This window comes from Arthrobacter sp. B1805, assembly GCF_002929745.1.
In the GTDB taxonomy this organism is placed as follows: Bacteria; Actinomycetota; Actinomycetes; order Actinomycetales; family Micrococcaceae; genus Arthrobacter_D.
Window position 1 is genome coordinate 485,213 of sequence record NZ_PJIQ01000001.1, and the last position, 19,677, is coordinate 504,889.

Consider the following 19,677-nt stretch of genomic DNA (forward strand, 5'->3'; position numbering starts at 1 on the left):
CGATTAAGGCCTTCGAGTCCAAGGGCACGTTCCCGAGCCAGGTCGAGGCGCTCGAGAGCGAAGAACCCACGGGTCAGACGAACGCCTTCTTCAACGACGCACCCACGGGCGAGATCCTGGCCAACCGCGCGAAAGCCGTCGAAGTCACGCCGTTCAAGGGTCCGAAGTACTTCGCGATCAATGATGCGATGCAGCAGGCGCTGACGCGTGTCGATGTCGACAAGACCGACGATCCCGCCTCCTCCTGGGAGAAGTTCGTCACCGCTGTAGGCGCTCTGTAACGCATGGCTGTCACGGACCGGGTCCAATCCCCACCTCCCAACACCGACCAGCGAGGTTCACGCGACAAAAGCGTGAAACGGCTGGCCTTCTCCCAGAAGGTGTCGAAGTGGGACGTCAAGCTGTCCCCGTATCTCTACATCTCGCCGTTCTTCCTCCTCTTCGCGATCACGGGCCTGTTTCCCCTGCTGTACACCGCATGGGTCTCGCTCCACACCTGGAACCTCATCGGAGGCCAGGGCAAGTTCACGGGGCTGGAGAACTACGAGTTCGTGCTCGCGCAGCCGTTCTTCTGGAACGCGGTAGGCAATACGTTCAGCATCTTCCTCCTCTCGTCCGTCCCGCAGGTCGTCCTCGCCATCGCCATCGCGGCAGTGCTGGAGGCCAACCTGAGGGCCAAGACGTTCTGGCGGATGGGCGTCCTCGTCCCCTTCGTGGTGGCCCCCGTGGCCGTTGGGTTGATCTTCAACAACCTCTTCGCTGATCAGGCAGGCCTGTTCAACGAGCTGTTGACGGGGATAGGGTTGGACCCGGTCCGCTGGCATTCGGACTCCCTCGCGAGTCACGCCGCCATCGCGACGATGGTCAACTTCCGCTGGACCGGATACAACGCCCTGATCTTCCTCGCCGCAATGCAGGCGATTCCCAGGGACGTCTACGAGGCGGCGACCATCGACGGTGCCGGCCGCTTCCGTCAGTTCTTCTCGGTCACCGTGCCGATGCTGCGGCCGACCATCATCTTCGTGGTCATCACGGCGACCATCGGTGGACTCCAGATCTTCGACGGCGCCAGGGTCTTCGACCAGGCAGGCCTCGGCGGAGCGGACCGGCAATGGCAGACGCTCACCATGTACATCTGGGAGCTCGGCTGGGGCCAGCGCAACTTCGGCAGGGCCTCGGCGGTCGCCTGGCTCCTGTTCCTGATCATCGTCATCATCGCGATGGCGAACTTCCTCATCACCCGCCGTATCGCGAACCAGGGAGGCCGACGATGAGCTCGATACCGATGATCGAACAGACCGCAGGGAAGGGTGCGGCCCAGCGCGGGCTCGGCGCCCGACGCCGCGGCGCCCCCGGCGGCACCATGCGCCGCCCCGGCTTCCTGACCTACGGATTCCTCGGAGCGGTCATCCTCGGCTCGGTCTTCCCGCTGTGGTGGTCGTTCCTGGTGGGGAGCCACGACAGCTCTGTCATCAGCCAGGGCGTACCGCTCGTTCCCGGCGGGAACTTCTTCGCCAACGCGGCCACGGTGCTCGACAGCATCCCGTTCTGGAAAGCGCTCAGCAACAGCATCATCGTCTCCACCGTCACGGCGGCTTCCGTGGTGCTGTTCTCGACCCTCGCAGGATTCGCCTTCGCCAAGCTCCGTTTCCGGGGCAGCAAGGCCCTGCTGGTCTTCGTCATCGCGACGATGGCCGTGCCCACCCAGCTCGGCGTGGTTCCGCTGTTCATCGTGATGTCGAAGCTCGGCTGGACCGGTTCGCTGTGGGCCGTCATCGTTCCCGGTGTGGTCACGGCCTTCGGAGTCTTCTGGATGACGCAGTACCTGCGGGACGCGCTGCCTGACGAGCTCATCGAAGCAGTCCGCATCGACGGGGCATCCATGATCCAGGCATTCTGGTACGTGGGTCTCCCTGCGGCCCGGCCCGCGGCCGCCATGCTCGCCCTGTTCACGTTCGTCGCCACCTGGACGAACTTCTTCTGGCCGTTCATCGTGCTGGATCCGTCGAACCCCACCCTCCCGGTGGCACTGCAACTGCTGCAGGCCGCGCACTTCGTCGATTACTCGATCGTGCTCGCCGGAGCCGTGCTCTCCACCATCCCCCTGCTGCTCCTCTTCGCGGTAGCGGGACGTCAACTCGTATCAGGAATCATGCAAGGAGCAGTCAAAGGATGAGCAGCACCGACATCACCTTCCCCGAGGGCTTCCTCTGGGGCGCGGCGACAGCCGCCTACCAGATCGAGGGCGCTGCCCAGGAGGGCGGCAGGGCGCCTTCCATCTGGGATACGTTCTCCCGCGTCCCCGGAGCGGTGGCGGACGCGCACAACGGAGACGTCGCGTGCGATCACTACCACCGTTCCGCCGAGGACGTCGCCATGATGAAGAGCCTCAACCTGCAGGCCTACCGCTTCTCCACGTCCTGGTCGCGGTGCATGGGAGACGGGGTCACGCCCAACATCGAGGGCATCCGCTTCTATTCGACGCTCGTCGACCAGCTCCTCGAGGCCGGCATCAAGCCGTGGCTCACGCTGTACCACTGGGATCTCCCGCAGGCCCTCGAGGACAAGGGGGGTTGGACCAACCGCGACACGGCGTACCGGTTCGCGGAGTACGCGGCCGTCATGCACGAGGCACTCGGCGACCGCGTGCGGGTCTGGACCACCCTGAACGAGCCCTGGTGCGCCGCTTTCCTCGGTTACGCCGCGGGAGTGCACGCGCCAGGCAGGCAGGAGCCGACCGCGGCCCTCGCTGCAGCGCACCACCTCCTGCTCGGCCATGGTCTCGCGACGCAGGAGCTGCGCCGTCGCGATGCGGAGGCGACACTCGGCATCACGCTGAACCTCACGGTCCCGGACCCCCTCGACCCGACCAGCGAGGCCGATCGCGACGCCGCCCGACGAATCGACGGACAGTTCAACCGCATCTTCCTGGACCCCGTGCTGCGTGGCGAGTACCCGGAGGATGTCCTCCGCGACGTCGAGCACCTGGGGCTGACGGACCACATCCGCGAGGGTGACCTGGACATCATCGGCACCCCGATCGACGTTCTGGGCGTGAACTACTACCACGGAGAGGCCGTCACGAAGACGCCGTCGGACGAGGCCGTGCCGCAGGAGGGGCACGCGCCCCTCGAGCGCCCCGTCTCCTCGCCGTACGTCGCCGCTCACGGCGTGCGTTCCGTGCCACGGGGCCTGCCGGTCACTGCCATGGACTGGGAGGTCCAGCCCGAAGGGCTCCGACGCCTCCTCAACAGGCTGCAGGACGAGTACACCGGACCCTCGGGCATCCCGATCTACATCACGGAGAACGGCGCCGCCTACAACGATTCCCCGGACGAGTCGGGTTTCGTGGACGACCAGGACCGCCTCGGGTTCTTCGACGTCCATGTGCGGGCCATGAAGGACGCCATCGACGACGGCGTCGACCTCCGCGGCTACCTCGCGTGGTCCCTGATGGACAACTTCGAGTGGGCCTGGGGCTACCACCAGCGCTTCGGGCTGGTGCGGGTGGACTACGAGACGCAGCAGCGCGTCCCGAAGGCGAGTGCCCTCTGGTACTCCCGCCTCGCCGCCTCGAACGTGGTGCCGGCACGCGCTTCATCATCGGACGCGAACCAGTCGGGTGTCGTATTGTCGAGGTGATGAAAACCTCTCCGCCCCGGTCGCTGCGGCAAGTGGCAGCCCGCCCGAGCCCCACGCTCGAGGACCTTGCCGTGGCTGCCGGGGTGTCGCGCTCCACCGCGTCGCGCGCGATCAACGGCGGGGACCGTGTCAGCCCGGAGGCGCAGGCCGCCGTGGACCGCGCAGTGCTCGCCCTCGGGTACATCCCGAACCGGGCCGCGCGCAGCCTGGTGACGCGCCGCACCTCGTCGATCGCCCTGGTCATCCCCGAACCGGATGTCCGAGTCATGATGGATCCCTTCTTCGCCGTCGTCGTCACCGGCATCACGGAGGCCCTCCGCGAGACCGACGTGCAGCTGGTGCTGCTGATGTCGAGGACCGATGACGACTCGTCCCGCACCCTGCGCTACCTGCGGGGCGGGCACGTCGACGGCGCCATCGTGGTCTCGCACCACAAGGCTGATTCGTGGGCGAGATCGCTCGCCGAGACCGGCCTCCCCACCATCTTCATCGGCCGGCCGTGGGACATGACCTTCGATGTCACGTATGTGGATACCGACAACGAGGGCGGTGGCCGCCTGGCCGCGCAGCATCTCGCCGGCATCGGCCGGCGGAGGCTGGCGACCGTCGCCGGTCCGGCGGACATGACGGCGGCCGTCGACCGCCTGCGAGGCTGGCGGGCAGGACTCGCCGAGGCGGGCATTCCCGAAGGGCCGGTGGTCCACGCGGACTTCACCACGGATGGCGGGGCGGCGGCGGCACGCCGGCTGCTTGCCGACCATCCGGACATCGACGGCATCTTCGCGGCCTCGGACCTCATGGCACTCGGCGTCCTCGATGCCATCCATGCGGTCGGCAAGACCGTTCCGGGGGACATCGCCCTGGTGGGTTACGACAACCACGCCGTGGCGGAGACAGCTCCGACGCCGCTCACCACGATCACCCAGCCCATGGTCGAGATGGCCGTGAAGGCGGGTTCGATGCTCCTCGAGGAGATCGAGGCTCCGGGCTCGCACCCGGAGCCCGTCATCTACTCGACCGAACTGGTGGAGCGCGAGAGCACCTCGGTGGCACCCAGCGCGTCCGCCACGAAGGCGTAGTCCCAGGCGACGTCGCGCCAGCGAGAGTAGCGCCCGCTCGCACCGCCGTGGCCTCCGTCCATCTCGGTCTTCAGCACGATCGGCTCGCTGCCCGTCGTGGTCTCACGCAGCTGTGCCACCCACTTCGCGGGCTCCACGTACAGCACCCGTGTGTCGTTGTAGCTGGTGACCGCGGCGATGCGAGGGTAGGCCACAGGGCGCACGTTCTCGTAGGGGGTGTACTCCTTCATGTAGCGGTACACCTCCGGATCGGTGATCGGGTTTCCCCATTCCTCCCACTCGAGTGCCGACAGCGGCAGCTCCGGGTCGAGGATGGTCGTCAGGGCGTCGACGAAGGGCACCTGCGCCACGATGGCCCGGTACTTCTCGGGGGCCAGGTTCGCGACGGCGCCCATGAGCAGCCCACCGGCCGACCCGCCGATCGCCGCGATCCGCCCGGCGTCGATCCAGCCCGACGTGCCGAGGTAGCTGGTGGCGTCGACGAAATCGGTGAAGGTGTTCTTCTTCGCGAGCTTCTTGCCGTCGTCGTACCAGCTGCGACCCATCTCGCCGCCACCGCGGATGTGCGCCGTGACGTAGATGATGCCGCGATCCAGCAGCGACAGGCGCGCGACCGAGAACGAGGGATCCATGCTGGCCTCGTAGCTGCCGTAGGCATAGACGACCGCGGGGTTGGTGCCGTCCTGGGCGAGCTCCGCCCGGCGGACCACCGAGAGCGGGATCAGCGTGCCGTCGGCGGCCGGGGCCCACTGCCGCTCCGCGATGTACTGGCTCGGATCGTAACCGCTCCGCACCTCCGTCTCCTTGCGCAGCTGCAGAGCGCCGTCATCGAGCAGGTAGTCGTAGACGCGCGGGGGAGTGAGGTAGGAGGTGTAGGAGAGGCGGATGATCGGGGAGTCGAACTCGGCATTCGCCAGGGTGCAGGTGAACAGCTCCTCGTCGAAGTCCGGTTCCGTCGGAGGCTCCTGGTCCGACGTCCCGAGCCCCGCCAGTGGGAGGACCTGAACACGCTCGATCGTGTTCTTGCGGCTGGAGAGCACCATGTGGGTGTGGGTGACGGCTACGCCGTTCACGCGGACGGCGTCGTCATGCCCGACGACCGTCGTCCATTGCTGCTCGGCGAGCGGCTTCCCGAATTCGCTTGCGGCGACGAGGCTGACCATGGAGTTCCTGGCGTCGCGGTCGTGCGTCAGCAGGTAGTGCGGGGTGCCGTCGATGCTGACCGGCTCGGCGTCGTACAGGATGCGCTCGGAGCGCGGGATCAGGGTGGTCAGTCCGCCGTCGGGCTTCGCGAGGTCAAGGACGCGGTATTCGCTGTACTCCGAGCAACCGATGCTGATGAGGAGCTGGGTCCGGTCCGCCGAGACCTCGAAGCCGGTCCACATGGCGACGTCGTCCTCCTGGTAGACGACGACGTCGTCCGCGACCGGCGTTCCCAGCGTGTGGACCCGTACCTGGTACGGACGCCAGGAGTCGTCGACGACGGTGTAGTAGACGCGCTCGCCGTCGGGTGAGAAGGAGAGCCCGTAGAAGATGTTCGGGACCTCGTCGGGGAGCAGTTCGCCCGTTTCGAGGTCCTTGATGCGCAGCGTGAAGCGCTCGTCGCCGGCGTTGTCCTCGCAGTAGGCGAGCAGCCGTCCGTCCTCGGTGACGGACAGGCCGCCCAGGGAGAAGAAGGGCTTGCCCTCGGCGAGTTCATTGCCGTCGAGCATGACCTGCTCGCCCTCGACGGGCCGGCCCGGGACCACCTCGGGGGGCGTCCAGTCCCGGCCGAGGTCGCCGGTGTCCGCCGCAGGCACGCGGCACTGGATGCCGTACTGCTTCCCTTCCTCGGTCCGGGAGTAGTACCACCAGCCCTTCTTGCGGGCCGGGACGGAGAGGTCCGTCTCCTGCGTCCGTTCCTTGATCTCGGTGAAGATGGCTTCGCGCAGCGGCTCCTGGTGGCGGGTGACGGAGTCCGTGTACTCGTTCTCGCGCTTGAGGTGGTCGATCAGCTCGGCGCTCTCCTTGTCGCGCATCCACTCGTAGTTGTCGACGAAGGTATCGCCGTGGTGGGTGCGTTCGAAGGGCACCTTCCGGGCGGGCGGCGGGACGGGGACAACGAGGGTGGTGGCGTCAGCGGTCATGGCTCCCATCTTGCCACCGCCGCTCCCGGCCCCGGATGGATCGGCGCCGCTCGAAGGCACCCACCGGCAGGGGTGGGCCGGTTGACCGTACCGGAAGGGCGTGTAATTCTGGAGCAGGCTATTACAGAACGAACGTTCGGTAATTAGCCCGCCGGACCACGATGACGAGGGAGACGACCATGGCCGAGGCATTCCTGGTGGGTGGCGTCCGCACTCCTGTGGGCCGCTACGGCGGAGCGCTCTCGGGTGTCCGGCCGGACGACCTCGCAGCCCTCGTGCTGTCCGCCGTCGTGCAGCGCGCCGGCGTCGACCCGGCCGCGATCGACGAGGTCATCCTCGGCAACGCGAACGGCGCCGGGGAGGAGAACCGCAATGTCGCGCGGCTGGCCTCCCTGCTCGCAGGCTTTCCCGACAGCGTGCCCGGCATCACGGTCAATCGGCTCTGCGCCTCGGGGCTGTCGGCCATCATCATGGCCTCACAGATGGTCAAGGCGGGTGCCGCGGACGTCGTCATCGCGGGGGGTGTCGAGTCGATGAGCCGCGCACCCTGGGTGATGGAGAAGCCCGACAGGGCTTTCGCCAAACCCGGCGCCGTCGTCGACACCTCCATCGGCTGGCGCTTCATTAACCCGAGACTCGCGGCACGGGACAAGGTCACGTACTCCATGCCGGAGACCGCGGAGGAGCTGGCGGCCCTCGACCGCATCACGCGCGAGGACGCGGACGCCTTCGCCCTCCGCTCCCACCAGCGCGCGCTCGCAGCGACGCAGTCGGGACGGTTCGACGACGAGATGGTCCCCGTCCAGGTGAACCGCGGCAAGACGTCCTTCGCGGTCGACGCCGACGAAGGCCCCCGCGCGGACACGACCCTCGAGGTGCTCGCGGGGCTCCGTCCGGTCGTCCGGCCCGACGGCATCGTCACGGCGGGCAACTCGAGTTCGCTGAACGACGGCGCCTCCGCGGTCGTCGTCGCATCGGAGGCAGCCATCGAGCGCTACGGACTGACGCCCAGGGCCCGCATCCTCGACGGCGCGTCCGCAGGAGTCCCGCCGGAAGTCATGGGCATCGGCCCGGTACCCGCCACGCAGAAGGTGCTCGAGCGGACGGGGCTGTCCGTCGGCGACCTCGGCGCCGTCGAACTCAACGAGGCGTTCGCGACGCAGTCGCTCGCGTGCATCCGCCGGCTCGGGCTCGACGAAGAGATCGTGAACCGCGACGGCGGTGCGATCGCCCTCGGCCATCCGCTGGGATCATCGGGTGCTCGGATCGCCGTCACCCTGCTCGGCAGGCTCGAGCGGGAACTCGGCGGCCCGGCCCGACGGCTCGGACTCGCGACGATGTGCGTCGGCGTCGGGCAGGGCACGGCGATGCTCGTCGAGGCGGTGTGATGGCCACCGCCCTCAGGATCACCGACGGCCCCGATCGCGTCGTCGTCGAACTCCACCGGCCCGAGGTCCGCAACGCCATCGACCGCCAGATGGTCGACGAGTTGCACGGCGTCTGCGACGACCTCGAACGCACGCCGCGCACGCTCATCCTCGCAGGATCCGACGGTGTGTTCGCCTCCGGTGCTGACATCGCCGAGCTGCGGGAGAGACGCCGCGACGACGCCCTCGCGGGCATCAATTCGACGCTCTTCACGCGTATCGCCCGGTTGCCGATGCCGGTCATCGCGGCCCTCGACGGGTACGCGCTGGGCGGCGGGGCGGAGCTGGCGTTCGCTGCCGACTTCAGATTGGGTACGCCCCGCCTGACGATCGGCAATCCGGAGACGGGCCTCGGCATCCTCCCGGCGGCCGGGGCCACCTGGCGGCTCAAGGAACTCGTGGGGGAGCCCCTCGCGATGGAGATCCTGCTCGCCGGGCGCATCCTCACGGCCGAGGAAGCCCTGGCGGCCCGGCTCATCTCCGCGATCCACGCGCCCGAGAACCTTCTGCAGGCGGCGTACGACCTCGCGGACCGGATCGGCCGGCAGGACCCGCTGGCAGTGAGGATCACCAAGAGCGTGTTCCACGCCCCGAGGGAGGCCCATCCGGTCATCGACCAGCTGGCACAGGCCGTCCTGTTCGAGTCCGAGGCGAAGTTCGACCGCATGCAGCGGTTCCTGGACCGGAAGAAGGGCTCATGAGCACGATCCCTGCACGCGTCGGTGTCCTCGGCGGCGGACGCATGGGCGCGGGCATCGCCCACGCCTTCTGCCTCGCGGGATCCGACGTCGTGGTCCTGGAGCGGGATGACACGGCAGCACAGGCGGGTCTCGGCCGCATCACGCAGGCGCTGGCCCGCAGCATCGAACGGGGTTCGACGTCGGTGCCCCTCGTGGACCTCAGGTCTCGCGTCTCGGTGTCCACTCAGTATGCCGATGTCGGTTCCTGCGGGCTCGTCATCGAGGCGGTGCCGGAGGACCTGTCGCTGAAGCGGCAGGCGCTCACGGCTGTGGAGGAAGAGCTCGACGCCGGCGCCTGGCTCGCCACGAACACGTCGTCCCTGTCCGTCGACACGCTCGCGGAGACTCTGCGGCGTCCCGAGCGGTTCTGTGGGCTCCATTTCTTCAACCCCGTCCCGGCGTCGACCCTGATCGAGGTGGTCCTGGGTGCGAGGACGTCGCCGGAGCTCGCGTCGGCCGCCCGCTCGTGGGTCGCCGATCTCGGCAAGACCCCCGTCGTCGTGCGGGACACGCCAGGCTTTGCCAGCTCGCGCCTCGGCGTCGCCATCGCGCTCGAGGCCATGCGCATGCTCGAGGAGGGAGTAGCGAGCGCGGAGGACATCGATGCCGCCATGGTCCTCGGGTACAAGCATCCCGTGGGACCGCTGCGCACAACGGACCTCGTGGGTCTCGACGTCCGCCTGGGCATCGCCGAATACCTCGAGTCCACCCTCGGTCCGCGGTTCACGCCGCCCGCGATCCTGCGGAGGAAGGTGGAGCAGGGCCAGCTCGGGCGCAAGAGCGGCCGCGGCTTCTTCGACTGGAACGACGCCCCGCCGTCGCCCGCTACCGTCGGCCCGGGCGACCATCGGACCGACCACCAGCCGGACACTTCACAGCCGGCCATACCAGCAGCACGCATGAAGACCAGCGGAAACCAGTGAAAGGTGAGCGGGCCATGACAACCGCCCCGGAACGAGTGCAGATCGACGTCGTCCCCAGTTTCATCGAGGACGCCTGGTGGACCCCGGAGCGGGCCGCCGCCGCCGACGACGGAACCGTGGTGCGCGATGCGAGCACCGGTGAGCAACTCGCCATCGTCAGCACGGCGGGCATCGACACCGCAGCGGCCGTCCGTTTCGCGAGGAGCAGGGGCCAGGCGGCCCTCGGCCGGTTCACGTTCCACGAGCGGGCGCTCAAGCTGAAGGAGCTCGCGCAGTACCTGACCGCGCACCGCGAGCCCCTCTACGAGCTGTCCGCGAAGACAGGTGCCACGAAGATCGACTCGATGGTGGACATCGACGGCGGTATCGGCGTCCTCTTCACCTTCGGCTCGAAGGGCCGCCGCGAGCTGCCGAACTCCCACGTCATCGTCGACGGTCCCCCCGAGGTGCTGTCGAAGGACGGGTCCTTCCTCGGCACCCATATCCATACGCGCATCCCCGGCGTGGCCGTGCAGATCAACGCCTTCAACTTCCCCGTATGGGGCATGCTGGAGAAGCTCGCTCCCTCGTTCCTCGCGGGCGTGCCCACGATCGTGAAGCCGGCGACGCCCACCGGGTTCCTGACCGCGGCCGTGGTGAAGCTCATCATCGGTTCGGCGATCCTTCCCGAGGGGGCGCTGCAGCTCATCTCCGGCCCGGCCCGGGACATACTGGACCATCTGGACTATCGGGACCTCGTGTCCTTCACGGGATCGGCGTCGACCGCCAACCACCTGAAGTCCCATCCCTCCGTCGCGCAGGGCGGGGTGCGGTTCACGTGTGAGACGGACTCGCTGAACGCCGCCATCCTCGGCCCGGATGCCGTGCCCGGGACTCCCGAGTTCGACGCCTTCATCAAGTCACTGGTGACCGAGATGACGGTGAAGGCAGGCCAGAAGTGCACCAGTATCCGGCGGTCCATCGTGCCTGACGCCCTCGTCGACGACGTCGTGCGAGCTGCGGGCGAGCGGATCCGGCAGCGCGTCACGCTGGGTGATCCCCGCGCGGAGGGCGTCACCATGGGGGCGCTCGCGTCGCTCGATCAGCTTGAAGGCGTCCAGGACGCCGTGCGGGAGCTGATCGCCGGTGGCGCTTCCCTCGCCTTCGGGTCGCTGGAGGCGCCCGACGTCGTGCTGGCGGACAATACCTCGGGCAAAGCGCCCGGAGGGGCCTTCATGGAGCCGGTGCTGCTCACCTGGAACGACGTCGAAGCCGGCGCGCTCCACACCGTCGAGGCCTTCGGTCCCGTCGCCTCCGTGATCGGCTATGCCGACCTCGCCCACGCCGTCCGCCTCGCAGCCCTCGGCTCGGGCTCGCTGGTCGCGACGGTCTGCACCAACGACCCCGCCGTCGCGCAGGAGCTCGTGCTCGGTATCGCGGCACACCACGGCCGCGTGCTCATCCTCAATCGCGAGGACGCGCGGTCCTCCACGGGCCACGGCTCGCCCGTTCCGCACCTCGTGCACGGCGGTCCCGGCCGTGCTGGCGGTGGCGAGGAACTCGGCGGCATGCGTTCGGTGCTGCACCACATGCAGCGCACCGCCGTCCAGGGGTCGCCGAACATGCTCACGAGCATCACCGGCGAGTGGCACGCGGGAGCGGACCGCCGGTTCGACGACGTGCACCCGTTCCGCAAGGACCTCTCGACCCTGCGCATCGGTGACGCGGTGCGGTCCGAGCTCCGCCAGGTGACGCTGGAGGACATCAGCGCCTTCGCCGGGACCACGGGCGACAGCTTCTATGCGCACACGAACGAGGAGGCAGCGGCAGCCAACCCGTTCTTCCCCGGGATCGTGGCGCACGGATACCTGCTGCTGTCCTGGGCTGCGGGGCTGTTCGTCGACCCGGCTCCCGGGCCCGTCCTCGCCAACTACGGCCTGGAGAACCTGCGCTTCCTCACGCCGGTCGCGGCGGGAGACTCGATCCGGGTGACCCTGACCGCCAAGCGCATCACGCCGCGTGAGACGGACGAGTACGGCGAGGTGGCCTGGGACGCCGTCCTGCACAACCAGGACGACGACATCGTGGCGACCTACGACGTGCTCACCCTCGTGCGGAAGTAGCGCGCCGCAGGTGGCGCGGGGCGGCTAGCGCCGGTGCAGGCCGTCGAAGACCATCAGGATGACGTCGTCCGCCAGCTTGTCCGCGGTCAGGGGGCCGCCCGGCCGGTACCATTCGACGATCGAATTGATGGTCCCGAAGATGAGGCGCGTGGTGGTCCTGGGATCGATGTCCCGGCGGATCGATCCTTCGTGACGCGCGGCGTCCACGAGCGCGGCGACCTCGCGGTCGAAGGTCCGACGTCGTTCCAGGGCCTCGCGCTCCACGTCGGTGTTGCCGCGCAGCCGGAGCAGGAGGGTCACGAAGGGAAGGCGCTCCGTCAGAACGGCGAGTGTCCCTCGCAGCACGAACTCGAGCCGTGCGTCCGCCGCTCCCACCATCGCCCCGGGCCGTGTCAGCACTGATTCCAGGCCTCCGAGCGCATGGTCGAGGGCGAGCCGCAGGAGATCGCCCTTGGAGGGGACATGGTGGTAGATCGCGGACTTGCTGATGCCCAACTCCTCGGCCAGCATCCCCATCGAGGTCGCCTCGTAGCCGTGCCGGTTGAAGGCGGCGACGGCGACGGCGAGGACGGACTGCTGGTCGTATCCGGGCCGCCCGCGGCGGGCGGCGGGGGTGGAAGGGCTTCCGGCGACGGTCATAGGCTCATTTTTGCACGACCGTTCGGTCGGGAAGGAGGCCGCCGGTGCCACCTTGCTGCATGTGCCGGGCGACGCCTCGCCTGTCGGAGTGGACGCTGCTCCCCGGCCCCTTACGTCCTCCTCGTGTCCGTGCTACTTTCTGCGCAGGTGTAGCGCCGTCCGCACGACGTGTGTTCCCGTGCAGCGTTGCACCGGTCGAGGGAGATCTATGCAACGCCTGGGAGCTGCGGATGGAAGGGCGACCCTGACGCTGCTCGCCCGCAACCTGCAGCGCCTCGAATGGGCCGAGCGGGTCAGCATCTCTCCCGGAGACGCAAGATCGGTCCTGGCGGCGAGCCGGGTTCTGTCCAAGGGGGAGCCCTACGCGATCCTCGTGATCATGACGTCCATCGTCGATCTTCCGCCCGATGCTCGTGCTGTCTTCAATGCCGAGCCGCTCGTGGTGGCGGCGGCGTTGCTCGGTCGCGGTCCGATGGACGAGGTCCTGGCGGCTGGTGCGTGCAGGGCCTTGCACCCCACACGGTTCTTCCTGTCGGAGTCGAGCGCTCGGGAGTGGCTCGAGCTATCACTCGCAGCGCGCTCCCCCTAGGGGAGTGCAAAGCCTCGTTGACGGCCTCCCGGCCCCATCCCTATACTGAACGAACGGTCGGTAAGTCACCGGAAGTCCAGACGAGCGAGGCAGGCATGATGACGGCACCAGCTATTGAGACAGACGGTCGGGCGGACGACGCCGGCGAGAGACTGTTCAACGAGCTCATCGCCCAGGACTCCCGCATCGAGCCCCGCGACTGGATGCCTGCCGACTACCGCAAGGCCCTGACCCGCCAGATCTCCCAGCACGCGCACTCCGAGATCATCGGCATGCAGCCCGAGGCGAACTGGATCACGCGGGCGCCGTCGCTCAAGCGCAAGGCCGTCCTGATGGCCAAGGTGCAGGACGAGGCGGGCCACGGGCTCTACCTCTACTCCGCGGCAGAGACCCTCGGGACGCCGCGGGACCGGATGACCGAAGACCTGATCGCGGGGAAGGCCCGGTACTCGAGCATCTTCAACTACCCCGTACTGACCTGGGCCGACATCGGGGCCATCGGTTGGCTCGTCGACGGAGCGGCCATCTGCAATCAGGTGCCGCTGTGCCGTGCTTCCTACGGCCCGTACGGGCGCGCGATGGTACGCATCTGCAAGGAGGAATCGTTCCACCAGCGGCAGGGCTTCGAGATCCTGCTGGAACTCGCCAACGGCACGCCCGAGCAGCGCGCCATGGCCCAGGACGCCGTCGGCCGCTGGTACGCGCCGTCGCTCATGATGTTCGGTCCGCCGGACGAGGATTCGCCGAACTCGCAGAAGTCGATGGAGTGGAACATCAAGCGCTTCTCGAACGACGAACTGCGCTCGCGGTTCGTGGGCATGCTGGTCGAACAGGTCAGGGCGCTCGGGCTCGAGCTGCCGGACAAGGACGTCCGCTTCAACGAGGTGACTGGCCGCTGGGAGCACGGACCCCTGGACTGGAACGAGTTCAAGGAAGTCCTTGCAGGGCGCGGACCGTGCAACGCGCAGCGCATGGAACGGCGGCGTGAAGCCCATGAGGAGGGCGCATGGGTCCGGGAAGCCGCGACCGCCTACGCGGAGAAGCAGGCACTCAGGAACGGTCGGGCGGCCTGATGACCGGCGGATCGACGACGGGCGACGACGGCGCGAACGCACCGTCGTCCGGCCCGCAGGAATCGCGGGCGCCATGGCCGCTCTGGGAAGTCTTTGTGCGGTCGTCGCGGGGTCTCTCGCACGTCCATGCAGGGTCCCTGCACGCGCCGGACGCGGCGATGGCGGTCCGCAATGCGCGTGACCTCTACACGCGGCGGAACGAGGGCGTGAGCCTCTGGGTGGTTCCGGCCGCCGCCATCGTCACGAGCGACCCCGACGCGAAGGACAGGTTCTTCGAGTCCCCCCAGGGCAAGGACTACCGCCACGCCACGTACTACACCAAGAGCGAGGGAGTGAAGCACCTGTGAGCGAGTCCAGTGCCAGCGCGACCCGCATCACACCCGGGAACGCGCTGCGACCGGAAGACATCGCGCTCCTCGACGTGAAGCCGGGCGATGCAGTCGCGGAGTATGCGCTCTGCCTGGGCGACGACGCCCTGATTCTCGCGCAGCGACTCGGCTGGTGGATCTCGCGGGCGCCGGAACTCGAGGAGGACGTGGCGCTGGCCAACATCGCCCTCGACCAGATCGGCCACGCGCGCTCCTTCCTCACCTACGCAGGCCGGGCCTGGGGCCGGACGGAGGACGACCTCGCGTACTTCCGCCGCGAGCCCGAGTTCCGCTCGGTGCATCTCGTCGAACAGCCGAACGGTGATTTCGCCAGGACCATCGCGCGCCAGTTCGTCGTCGCGCTCTACCAGTGGGAGCTCTATTCGCGGCTCGTGGAATCCGATGATCCTACGATTGCCGCGATCGCGGCCAAGGCGGTCAAGGAGGTCGACTACCACCGCGACCACAGCGTCCAGTGGGTCCTGCGCCTCGCCCTCGGGACCGACGAGTCGCGCCGCCGCATGGTCGACGGTCTCAGGCTGACCTGGCCCTACGTGGACGAGCTGTTCGCCGATTTCCCACTGATCGACGCGCTCGGCGGTGCCGGTGTCCGGCCCAGCACGCTGCGCGCACCCTTCGACGCCGCAGTGCAGAAGGTGCTCGTCGAGGCCGAACTGGAGGTACCCGCAGTGCCCGGTGCAGTCGGTGGTGGGCGGCTCGGACGCCACAGTGAGCACCTCGGCTACATCCTCGCCGAGCTGCAGGTGCTCGCCCGCGAACATCCCGGAGCGTCATGGTGATGTCATCGTGACGGAGGTTCATGTGCGTCCCTCGACGGCGACCGACGCCGCCGTCTGGAGCATCGCGGCAACCATCTGCGACCCGGAGATCCCTGTCCTCACCATCGAGGACCTCGGCGTCCTGCGGGACGCGCGCGTCACGGCGTCGGGCCAGGTCCAGATCACGATCACGCCGACCTACTCGGGGTGCCCGGCCATGGACGCCATCCGTGATGATGTGACGTCAGCGCTGCGGGGCGCGGGGTACGACGACGTCGCGGTGCGCCTGGTGCTCTCGCCGGCATGGACCACGGACTGGCTCAGTGATGACGGGAAGGCGAAGCTCGCGGAGTACGGCATCGCACCGCCGGCGGGTACGGCTGCGGCAGGACCGGTGCATGTCGGACTCAGCGTCAAGTGCCCCCAGTGTTCCTCGCTGCACACGCGCGAGCTGACCCGCTTCGGGTCTACGTCCTGCAAGGCCCTCTACGTCTGCAACGACTGCAGGGAACCCTTCGACTACTTCAAGGTGCACTGATGGCCGTTGTCCTCGCCCCCTCGACCAAGCGGCGCAGCGCCTTCAACAGCCTCACGGTGCGCGATGTGCGCCGCCTCACGGAGGACGCCGTCGAGGTCACGCTCGCCGTCCCGCCGGAACTGCAGGACAGGTACGAGTACCTGCCGGGGCAGTACGTCGCACTGCGTACGACGCTCCTCGTCGACGGCGAACCGAGGGAGGTGCGCCGCAGTTACTCGATCTGCGCCGATCCCCACCCGGGCGAATTGCGGGTCGCCGTCAAGCGGGATCTCGGCGGGATCTTCTCGACCTGGGCGAACGAATCCCTCAAGGCAGGCGACACGCTCGACGTCATGAGCCCGCTCGGGCAGTTCACCCCACGTACGGAGCCGGGGGACCGCGCCGTATCACTCGTCGCCGTCGCAGCCGGTTCCGGCATCACGCCCGTGATGTCGATCGCTCGCTCCATGCTCGCCAGCGGCCCGAACGTCCGTTTCGACCTCATCTACGCGAACCGGGCGGCGATGGACGTCATGTTCCTCGAGGAACTGGCGGACCTGAAGGACCGGTACCCCTCCCGTTTCGCGCTCCACCACGTGCTCTCCCGGGAGCAGCGCATCTCGCCGCTGCTGTCGGGCAGGATCGACGCCGAGAAGCTGGAGAAACTGCTCGGGACCGTGATCGCCGCCGAGCAGGTCGACGAGTGGTTTCTATGCGGGCCGTTCGAGCTCGTCCAGCTGTGCCGCGACTCCCTCGCCGCCCGGGGTGTCCCGGCAGGGACGGTGCGCTTCGAGCTGTTCACGACGGGCGAGCCCAGCCGCCCCGAGGGGAACACCGGGCGGCCCGTGGTGCCCTCGGACAGCGGTGGGAACTACAGCATCTCGTTCACCCTCGACGGACTCAGGGGCTCCGTGCAGAGCCCTACCCACGCGCGTGAATCCATACTGAATGCGGCACTGAGGGTCCGCCCCGACGTCCCGTTCGCCTGCGCCGGAGGCGTCTGTGGAACCTGTCGGGCGAAGATCGTCGAGGGAAGCGTCGCCATGACGGAGAACTACGCCCTCGAGCCCGACGAAGTGGCTGCCGGTTACGTCCTCACCTGCCAGGCCCATCCGACGAGCGACGCCGTCTCCGTCGACTACGACGTCTAGGAGCTCCCATGACCGCTGATTCGGTACCGACACCGCACGACGGCCACGAAGGCATGGTCCGCCTCACCATCGCGGACGGGATCGCGGAGGTCGTGCTCGATGCCCCCTACAGGCTCAACGCCGTGGACGAACAGGCGCTGGAGGACCTATCCACGGCGTACGACGCCGCGGCCGACGGCGTCCGCGACGGCACTGTGCGGGCGCTGGTGCTGCGCGGGGAGGGGCGCGCGTTCTGCGCCGGCAGGAATCTCGGCTCCATCGAGCCCGGCTCCGACGACGCGTACGGCTTCCTGGCCGCCGCGCTCACGCCGCTACTACGGAAGATGGCCGCATTCCCGGCCCCGACCTTCGCCGCGGCGCAGGGGGCGTGCCTCGGCGTCGGGCTGGGCCTGCTGATGGCGACCGATGTGGTCTATGTCGCGTCGGACGCGAAGATCGGTTCCCCGTTCGCCAACCTCGGGCTCATCCTCGATTCGGGCGGGCACTGGCTGTTCACCGAGCGGCTCGGACCGCACCGGGCCCTCGACCTCATGTACACGGGGGACCTCATGAGCGGAGCGGAGGCTGTGGCCGGAGGACTCTTCAGCCGGGCCGTTCCAGCGGGCGAACTGCTCGCGCTGGCACGTGCAAAGGCGGCTCGGGCCGCCGGTGGTCCGCTGCAGGCGCTCGTCGCCTCGAAGCAGCTCGTCGGCCGCATCCGCGACGAGCGCCTCGGGCTGTGGCAGGCCATCAGTGCCGAGAACGATGCCCAGGGCACCCTCGGCGCCTCGGAGGACTACCGTGAGGGCCTCGAGGCGTTCAGGGAGAAGCGGGCGCCGCGCTTCGGCGTCTAGTGCCCAACCTGCGGCGCGCGCTCAGCTCGCTGCCAGGACCGTGGCGCCGCGCATCGCCTGCGCCAGTTCCGCGGCAGCTCGCCTCGCCCGCTCGTGCAGAGCCTGCGAGGAGTCTGCGCTTGCCCAGTCCGACGACGTCGCGAACACGGTTGTCGGGACCACGGCCGCCCTCAGGTAGGAGAACAGGGGGCGCAGGGCGTATTCGAGCACCAGGGCGTGCCGGGGCGTGCTGCCGGTCGCGCCGATGATCATCGGGGTGTTCGTGATGGCCGTCGCGTGCAGCAGATCGAAGAAGGCCTTGAACATGCCGCTGTACGACCCGGCGAACACCGGTGTCACGACGATCAGGGCGTCGGCCGCCGCTACCTGGTCGAGCGCTACGCGCAGTCGCGGGCTCGTCGGACCGGTGAACGCCGCCGCGATGTCAGCGAACACGTCCCGCAGTTCGATGACCACCGGTTCCAGCGGGTCGCCCGACGCCGCGAGTGCGCTTGCCGCCTCCTCCGCGAGGAGGTCTGCCAGCACCCTGCTCGACGACGGCGTACCCACGCCGGCGGTCACTACCACCAGTCCGGTCCGCGGCTGGTGTACTTCTCCATCTACATACGTTTGCATGTACCCCTCAACAGCTGCACGGCCGGCGCCATTCCCGGCCGTCGAGGTCACGGAGCGGGGATGATGTACAGCTCCGCGATGGCCTGCTCGAAATAGTCGGGATCCGCCGCGACGACGGATTGCGGGCAGGTGATGATCGTGCTCACGACACCCGTGCTGGCAGGCATGGCGCGCGTGGCGACGAACCTGACGCTGTCCTCGCCGTCCGAAGTCACTCCGGGAAGCACGGTCGTCGCGAGGTCCAGCGTAGGGCCACCCGCGAAGTTGATGCTCACCGGCACGGAGCCGGCCGTGCCCTCTGCGGTGCCACCCTCGAGGTCGGCCAGGAACTCCAGCAGGTAGGTCATGTAGCTCCGGGTCGCCGCCGCGTCGCTTGACAGGTCGTCATCGCCCTCGAGCGGTGGCATGTACGCCTGCTCGAGCAGCATGTCGCAGCTGTTCGCGTTGAGGAGGATGAACGTGCCCTCCGCACCGCCGCGGGGTCGGCACGATGGGGAGGACTGCCCGCCGCTGCCCGCCGAAGCGCGTCAGCGCGTATCGAGGTCCTCGAAGACGAGGAATGTCTGCGTATCGAGGACGCCCGGCATCGACTGCAGCTGGTCGAAGATGACGCGTCGCAACCCCACATTGTCCTCTGCTCGCACCAGGAGGATGACGTCGAAGTCGCCTCCGACCAGAGCGATGTGGTGGATCTCCGGAACTCGCCGCAGGGCTTCGCGCAGTTCGCGCCAGGAGTGTTGACGCACCTTGAGCGTCACATAGGCCGAGGAGCGCAGTCCCGCCTTCGCGGGATCGATGATCGCCGTGAACCGCGTCAGCACACCGTCCTCCGTCAGCCTGGCGATGCGCGAGTAGGCGTGGGCGCGGGAGATGTGGACGCGCTCCGCGACCGAGGTCACCGACTGCCGGCCGTCGCGCGTGAGTTCGGCGAGGATCTTGCGGTCCACGTCGTCGAGGACTCCATCCACCATGCGTGCACGCTCCTTCGCGTAATGCAGGTCACATGAACAATTCGTCCACACGATACCCCTCGTCGAGCACGATCATCCACACTTCCGGCAGCTCATGGATACA

The 19,677-nt window shown here is 68.4% G+C and carries 20 protein-coding genes and 1 pseudogene; 16 read left to right on the top strand and 5 right to left on the bottom strand.

The window, feature by feature from the left end; translation table 11 throughout:
• Nucleotides 1–2: 2 nt before the first annotated feature.
• The 5 genes and pseudogenes from CXQ96_RS02400 to CXQ96_RS02420 all read left to right on the top strand — a co-directional run.
• Nucleotides 3–281, top strand: a pseudogene (locus CXQ96_RS02400) (carbohydrate ABC transporter substrate-binding protein); the annotation flags it as partial.
• Between the two features lie 3 nt (nt 282–284).
• Nucleotides 285–1,274 (top strand): carbohydrate ABC transporter permease, encoded by a 990-nt coding sequence (locus tag CXQ96_RS02405; RefSeq protein ID WP_104116397.1) that lies wholly within the window; start codon nt 285–287, stop codon nt 1,272–1,274.
• Nucleotides 1,271–2,176, top strand: coding sequence for a carbohydrate ABC transporter permease (locus CXQ96_RS02410; RefSeq protein WP_104116398.1), 906 nt, complete (start codon nt 1,271–1,273; stop codon nt 2,174–2,176). The genes CXQ96_RS02405 and CXQ96_RS02410 overlap by 4 nt, the downstream gene beginning before the upstream one ends.
• Nucleotides 2,173–3,642 (top strand): GH1 family beta-glucosidase, encoded by a 1,470-nt coding sequence (locus CXQ96_RS02415; RefSeq protein WP_104116399.1) that lies wholly within the window; start codon nt 2,173–2,175, stop codon nt 3,640–3,642. Before CXQ96_RS02410 ends, CXQ96_RS02415 begins: the two co-directional genes overlap by 4 nt.
• A complete protein-coding gene (locus CXQ96_RS02420) occupies nt 3,642–4,721 on the top strand; it encodes a LacI family DNA-binding transcriptional regulator (protein ID WP_104116400.1) in 1,080 nt (359 codons plus the stop codon). The genes CXQ96_RS02415 and CXQ96_RS02420 overlap by 1 nt, the downstream gene beginning before the upstream one ends.
• Here the strand turns inward: CXQ96_RS02420 and CXQ96_RS02425 are convergent.
• On the bottom strand, nt 4,652–6,847 hold the full coding sequence (locus tag CXQ96_RS02425; RefSeq protein WP_104116494.1) for a S9 family peptidase: 2,196 nt from the start codon (nt 6,845–6,847) through the stop codon (nt 4,652–4,654). The two genes, CXQ96_RS02420 and CXQ96_RS02425, sit on opposite strands and share 70 nt — an antisense overlap.
• Before the next feature lie 179 nt (nt 6,848–7,026).
• On the opposite strand from CXQ96_RS02425, the gene CXQ96_RS02430 reads away from it, so the two are divergent.
• Genes CXQ96_RS02430 through paaZ form a run of 4 tightly spaced genes read left to right on the top strand, consistent with a single transcriptional unit; the run spans nt 7,027 to nt 12,039 of the window.
• Entirely contained in the window at nt 7,027–8,235 is a 1,209-nt protein-coding gene (locus CXQ96_RS02430; protein ID WP_104116495.1) for an acetyl-CoA C-acyltransferase, read from the top strand.
• Nucleotides 8,235–8,975, top strand: a complete 741-nt coding sequence (locus CXQ96_RS02435) for an enoyl-CoA hydratase/isomerase family protein (protein WP_104116401.1) — start codon at nt 8,235–8,237, stop codon at nt 8,973–8,975. The genes CXQ96_RS02430 and CXQ96_RS02435 overlap by 1 nt, the downstream gene beginning before the upstream one ends.
• Nucleotides 8,972–9,937 (top strand): 3-hydroxyacyl-CoA dehydrogenase family protein, encoded by a 966-nt coding sequence (locus CXQ96_RS02440; protein WP_104116402.1) that lies wholly within the window; start codon nt 8,972–8,974, stop codon nt 9,935–9,937. Before CXQ96_RS02435 ends, CXQ96_RS02440 begins: the two co-directional genes overlap by 4 nt.
• Nucleotides 9,938–9,951: 14 nt before the next feature.
• Nucleotides 9,952–12,039, top strand: a complete 2,088-nt coding sequence (paaZ, locus tag CXQ96_RS02445) for a phenylacetic acid degradation bifunctional protein PaaZ (RefSeq protein WP_104116403.1) — start codon at nt 9,952–9,954, stop codon at nt 12,037–12,039.
• Between the two features lie 24 nt (nt 12,040–12,063).
• On the opposite strand, the gene CXQ96_RS02450 is transcribed toward paaZ, so the two are convergent.
• A complete protein-coding gene (locus CXQ96_RS02450) occupies nt 12,064–12,678 on the bottom strand; it encodes a TetR/AcrR family transcriptional regulator (RefSeq protein WP_104116404.1) in 615 nt (204 codons plus the stop codon).
• A 208-nt stretch (nt 12,679–12,886) separates the two neighbouring features.
• Here CXQ96_RS02450 and CXQ96_RS02455 point away from each other — a divergent pair, with 208 nt between their 5' ends.
• The 7 genes from CXQ96_RS02455 to CXQ96_RS18565 all read left to right on the top strand — a co-directional run bounded on the left by CXQ96_RS02455 (nt 12,887) and on the right by CXQ96_RS18565 (nt 17,988).
• Entirely contained in the window at nt 12,887–13,267 is a 381-nt protein-coding gene (locus CXQ96_RS02455; RefSeq protein ID WP_104116405.1) for a hypothetical protein, read from the top strand.
• Between the two features lie 98 nt (nt 13,268–13,365).
• On the top strand, nt 13,366–14,340 hold the full coding sequence (gene paaA, locus CXQ96_RS02460) for a 1,2-phenylacetyl-CoA epoxidase subunit PaaA (RefSeq protein ID WP_258058754.1): 975 nt from the start codon (nt 13,366–13,368) through the stop codon (nt 14,338–14,340).
• Nucleotides 14,340–14,687 carry a 1,2-phenylacetyl-CoA epoxidase subunit PaaB gene (gene paaB, locus CXQ96_RS02465; protein WP_104116407.1) on the top strand — a complete coding sequence of 116 codons (348 nt, stop codon included), beginning with the start codon at nt 14,340–14,342 and terminating at the stop codon, nt 14,685–14,687. The genes paaA and paaB overlap by 1 nt, the downstream gene beginning before the upstream one ends.
• Complete coding sequence (gene paaC, locus CXQ96_RS02470) at nt 14,684–15,508, top strand: 1,2-phenylacetyl-CoA epoxidase subunit PaaC (RefSeq protein WP_104116408.1); 825 nt, start codon at nt 14,684–14,686, stop codon at nt 15,506–15,508. Before paaB ends, paaC begins: the two co-directional genes overlap by 4 nt.
• 7 nt (nt 15,509–15,515) lie before the next feature.
• Nucleotides 15,516–16,025 (top strand): 1,2-phenylacetyl-CoA epoxidase subunit PaaD, encoded by a 510-nt coding sequence (gene paaD / locus CXQ96_RS02475; RefSeq protein ID WP_258058755.1) that lies wholly within the window; start codon nt 15,516–15,518, stop codon nt 16,023–16,025.
• Entirely contained in the window at nt 16,025–17,155 is a 1,131-nt protein-coding gene (paaE, locus tag CXQ96_RS02480) for a 1,2-phenylacetyl-CoA epoxidase subunit PaaE (protein WP_104116409.1), read from the top strand. Before paaD ends, paaE begins: the two co-directional genes overlap by 1 nt.
• A 53-nt stretch (nt 17,156–17,208) precedes the next feature.
• On the top strand, nt 17,209–17,988 hold the full coding sequence (locus tag CXQ96_RS18565) for an enoyl-CoA hydratase/isomerase family protein (RefSeq protein WP_104116497.1): 780 nt from the start codon (nt 17,209–17,211) through the stop codon (nt 17,986–17,988).
• A gap of 21 nt (nt 17,989–18,009) precedes the next feature.
• Here the strand turns inward: CXQ96_RS18565 and CXQ96_RS18570 are convergent, their stop codons facing one another.
• From CXQ96_RS18570 to CXQ96_RS02500, 3 genes are all read right to left on the bottom strand, one after another.
• Nucleotides 18,010–18,555 (bottom strand): CE1759 family FMN reductase, encoded by a 546-nt coding sequence (locus tag CXQ96_RS18570; RefSeq protein WP_219816068.1) that lies wholly within the window; start codon nt 18,553–18,555, stop codon nt 18,010–18,012.
• Between the two features lie 95 nt (nt 18,556–18,650).
• On the bottom strand, nt 18,651–19,031 hold the full coding sequence (locus CXQ96_RS02495; protein ID WP_104116410.1) for a hypothetical protein: 381 nt from the start codon (nt 19,029–19,031) through the stop codon (nt 18,651–18,653).
• A gap of 99 nt (nt 19,032–19,130) precedes the next feature.
• Complete coding sequence (locus tag CXQ96_RS02500; protein ID WP_104116411.1) at nt 19,131–19,574, bottom strand: Lrp/AsnC family transcriptional regulator; 444 nt, start codon at nt 19,572–19,574, stop codon at nt 19,131–19,133.
• Nucleotides 19,575–19,677: the final 103 nt, after the last annotated feature.

Excerpts from the sequence above, each read along its gene's own strand:
- CXQ96_RS02405 (WP_104116397.1), top strand. The coding sequence starts at position 285 with ATGGCTGTCACGGACCGGGTCCAATCCCCACCTCCCAACACCGACCAG.
- CXQ96_RS02410 (WP_104116398.1), top strand. The coding sequence starts at position 1,271 with ATGAGCTCGATACCGATGATCGAACAGACCGCAGGGAAGGGTGCGGCC.
- CXQ96_RS02415 (WP_104116399.1), top strand. The coding sequence starts at position 2,173 with ATGAGCAGCACCGACATCACCTTCCCCGAGGGCTTCCTCTGGGGCGCG.
- CXQ96_RS02420 (WP_104116400.1), top strand. The coding sequence starts at position 3,642 with ATGAAAACCTCTCCGCCCCGGTCGCTGCGGCAAGTGGCAGCCCGCCCG.
- CXQ96_RS02425 (WP_104116494.1), bottom strand. The coding sequence starts at position 6,847 with ATGACCGCTGACGCCACCACCCTCGTTGTCCCCGTCCCGCCGCCCGCC.
- CXQ96_RS02430 (WP_104116495.1), top strand. The coding sequence starts at position 7,027 with ATGGCCGAGGCATTCCTGGTGGGTGGCGTCCGCACTCCTGTGGGCCGC.
- CXQ96_RS02435 (WP_104116401.1), top strand. The coding sequence starts at position 8,235 with ATGGCCACCGCCCTCAGGATCACCGACGGCCCCGATCGCGTCGTCGTC.
- CXQ96_RS02440 (WP_104116402.1), top strand. The coding sequence starts at position 8,972 with ATGAGCACGATCCCTGCACGCGTCGGTGTCCTCGGCGGCGGACGCATG.
- paaZ (WP_104116403.1), top strand. The coding sequence starts at position 9,952 with ATGACAACCGCCCCGGAACGAGTGCAGATCGACGTCGTCCCCAGTTTC.
- CXQ96_RS02450 (WP_104116404.1), bottom strand. The coding sequence starts at position 12,678 with ATGACCGTCGCCGGAAGCCCTTCCACCCCCGCCGCCCGCCGCGGGCGG.
- CXQ96_RS02455 (WP_104116405.1), top strand. The coding sequence starts at position 12,887 with ATGCAACGCCTGGGAGCTGCGGATGGAAGGGCGACCCTGACGCTGCTC.
- paaA (WP_258058754.1), top strand. The coding sequence starts at position 13,366 with ATGACGGCACCAGCTATTGAGACAGACGGTCGGGCGGACGACGCCGGC.
- paaB (WP_104116407.1), top strand. The coding sequence starts at position 14,340 with ATGACCGGCGGATCGACGACGGGCGACGACGGCGCGAACGCACCGTCG.
- paaE (WP_104116409.1), top strand. The coding sequence starts at position 16,025 with ATGGCCGTTGTCCTCGCCCCCTCGACCAAGCGGCGCAGCGCCTTCAAC.
- CXQ96_RS18565 (WP_104116497.1), top strand. The coding sequence starts at position 17,209 with ATGGTCCGCCTCACCATCGCGGACGGGATCGCGGAGGTCGTGCTCGAT.
- CXQ96_RS02495 (WP_104116410.1), bottom strand. The coding sequence starts at position 19,031 with ATGCTGCTCGAGCAGGCGTACATGCCACCGCTCGAGGGCGATGACGAC.
- CXQ96_RS02500 (WP_104116411.1), bottom strand. The coding sequence starts at position 19,574 with ATGGTGGATGGAGTCCTCGACGACGTGGACCGCAAGATCCTCGCCGAA.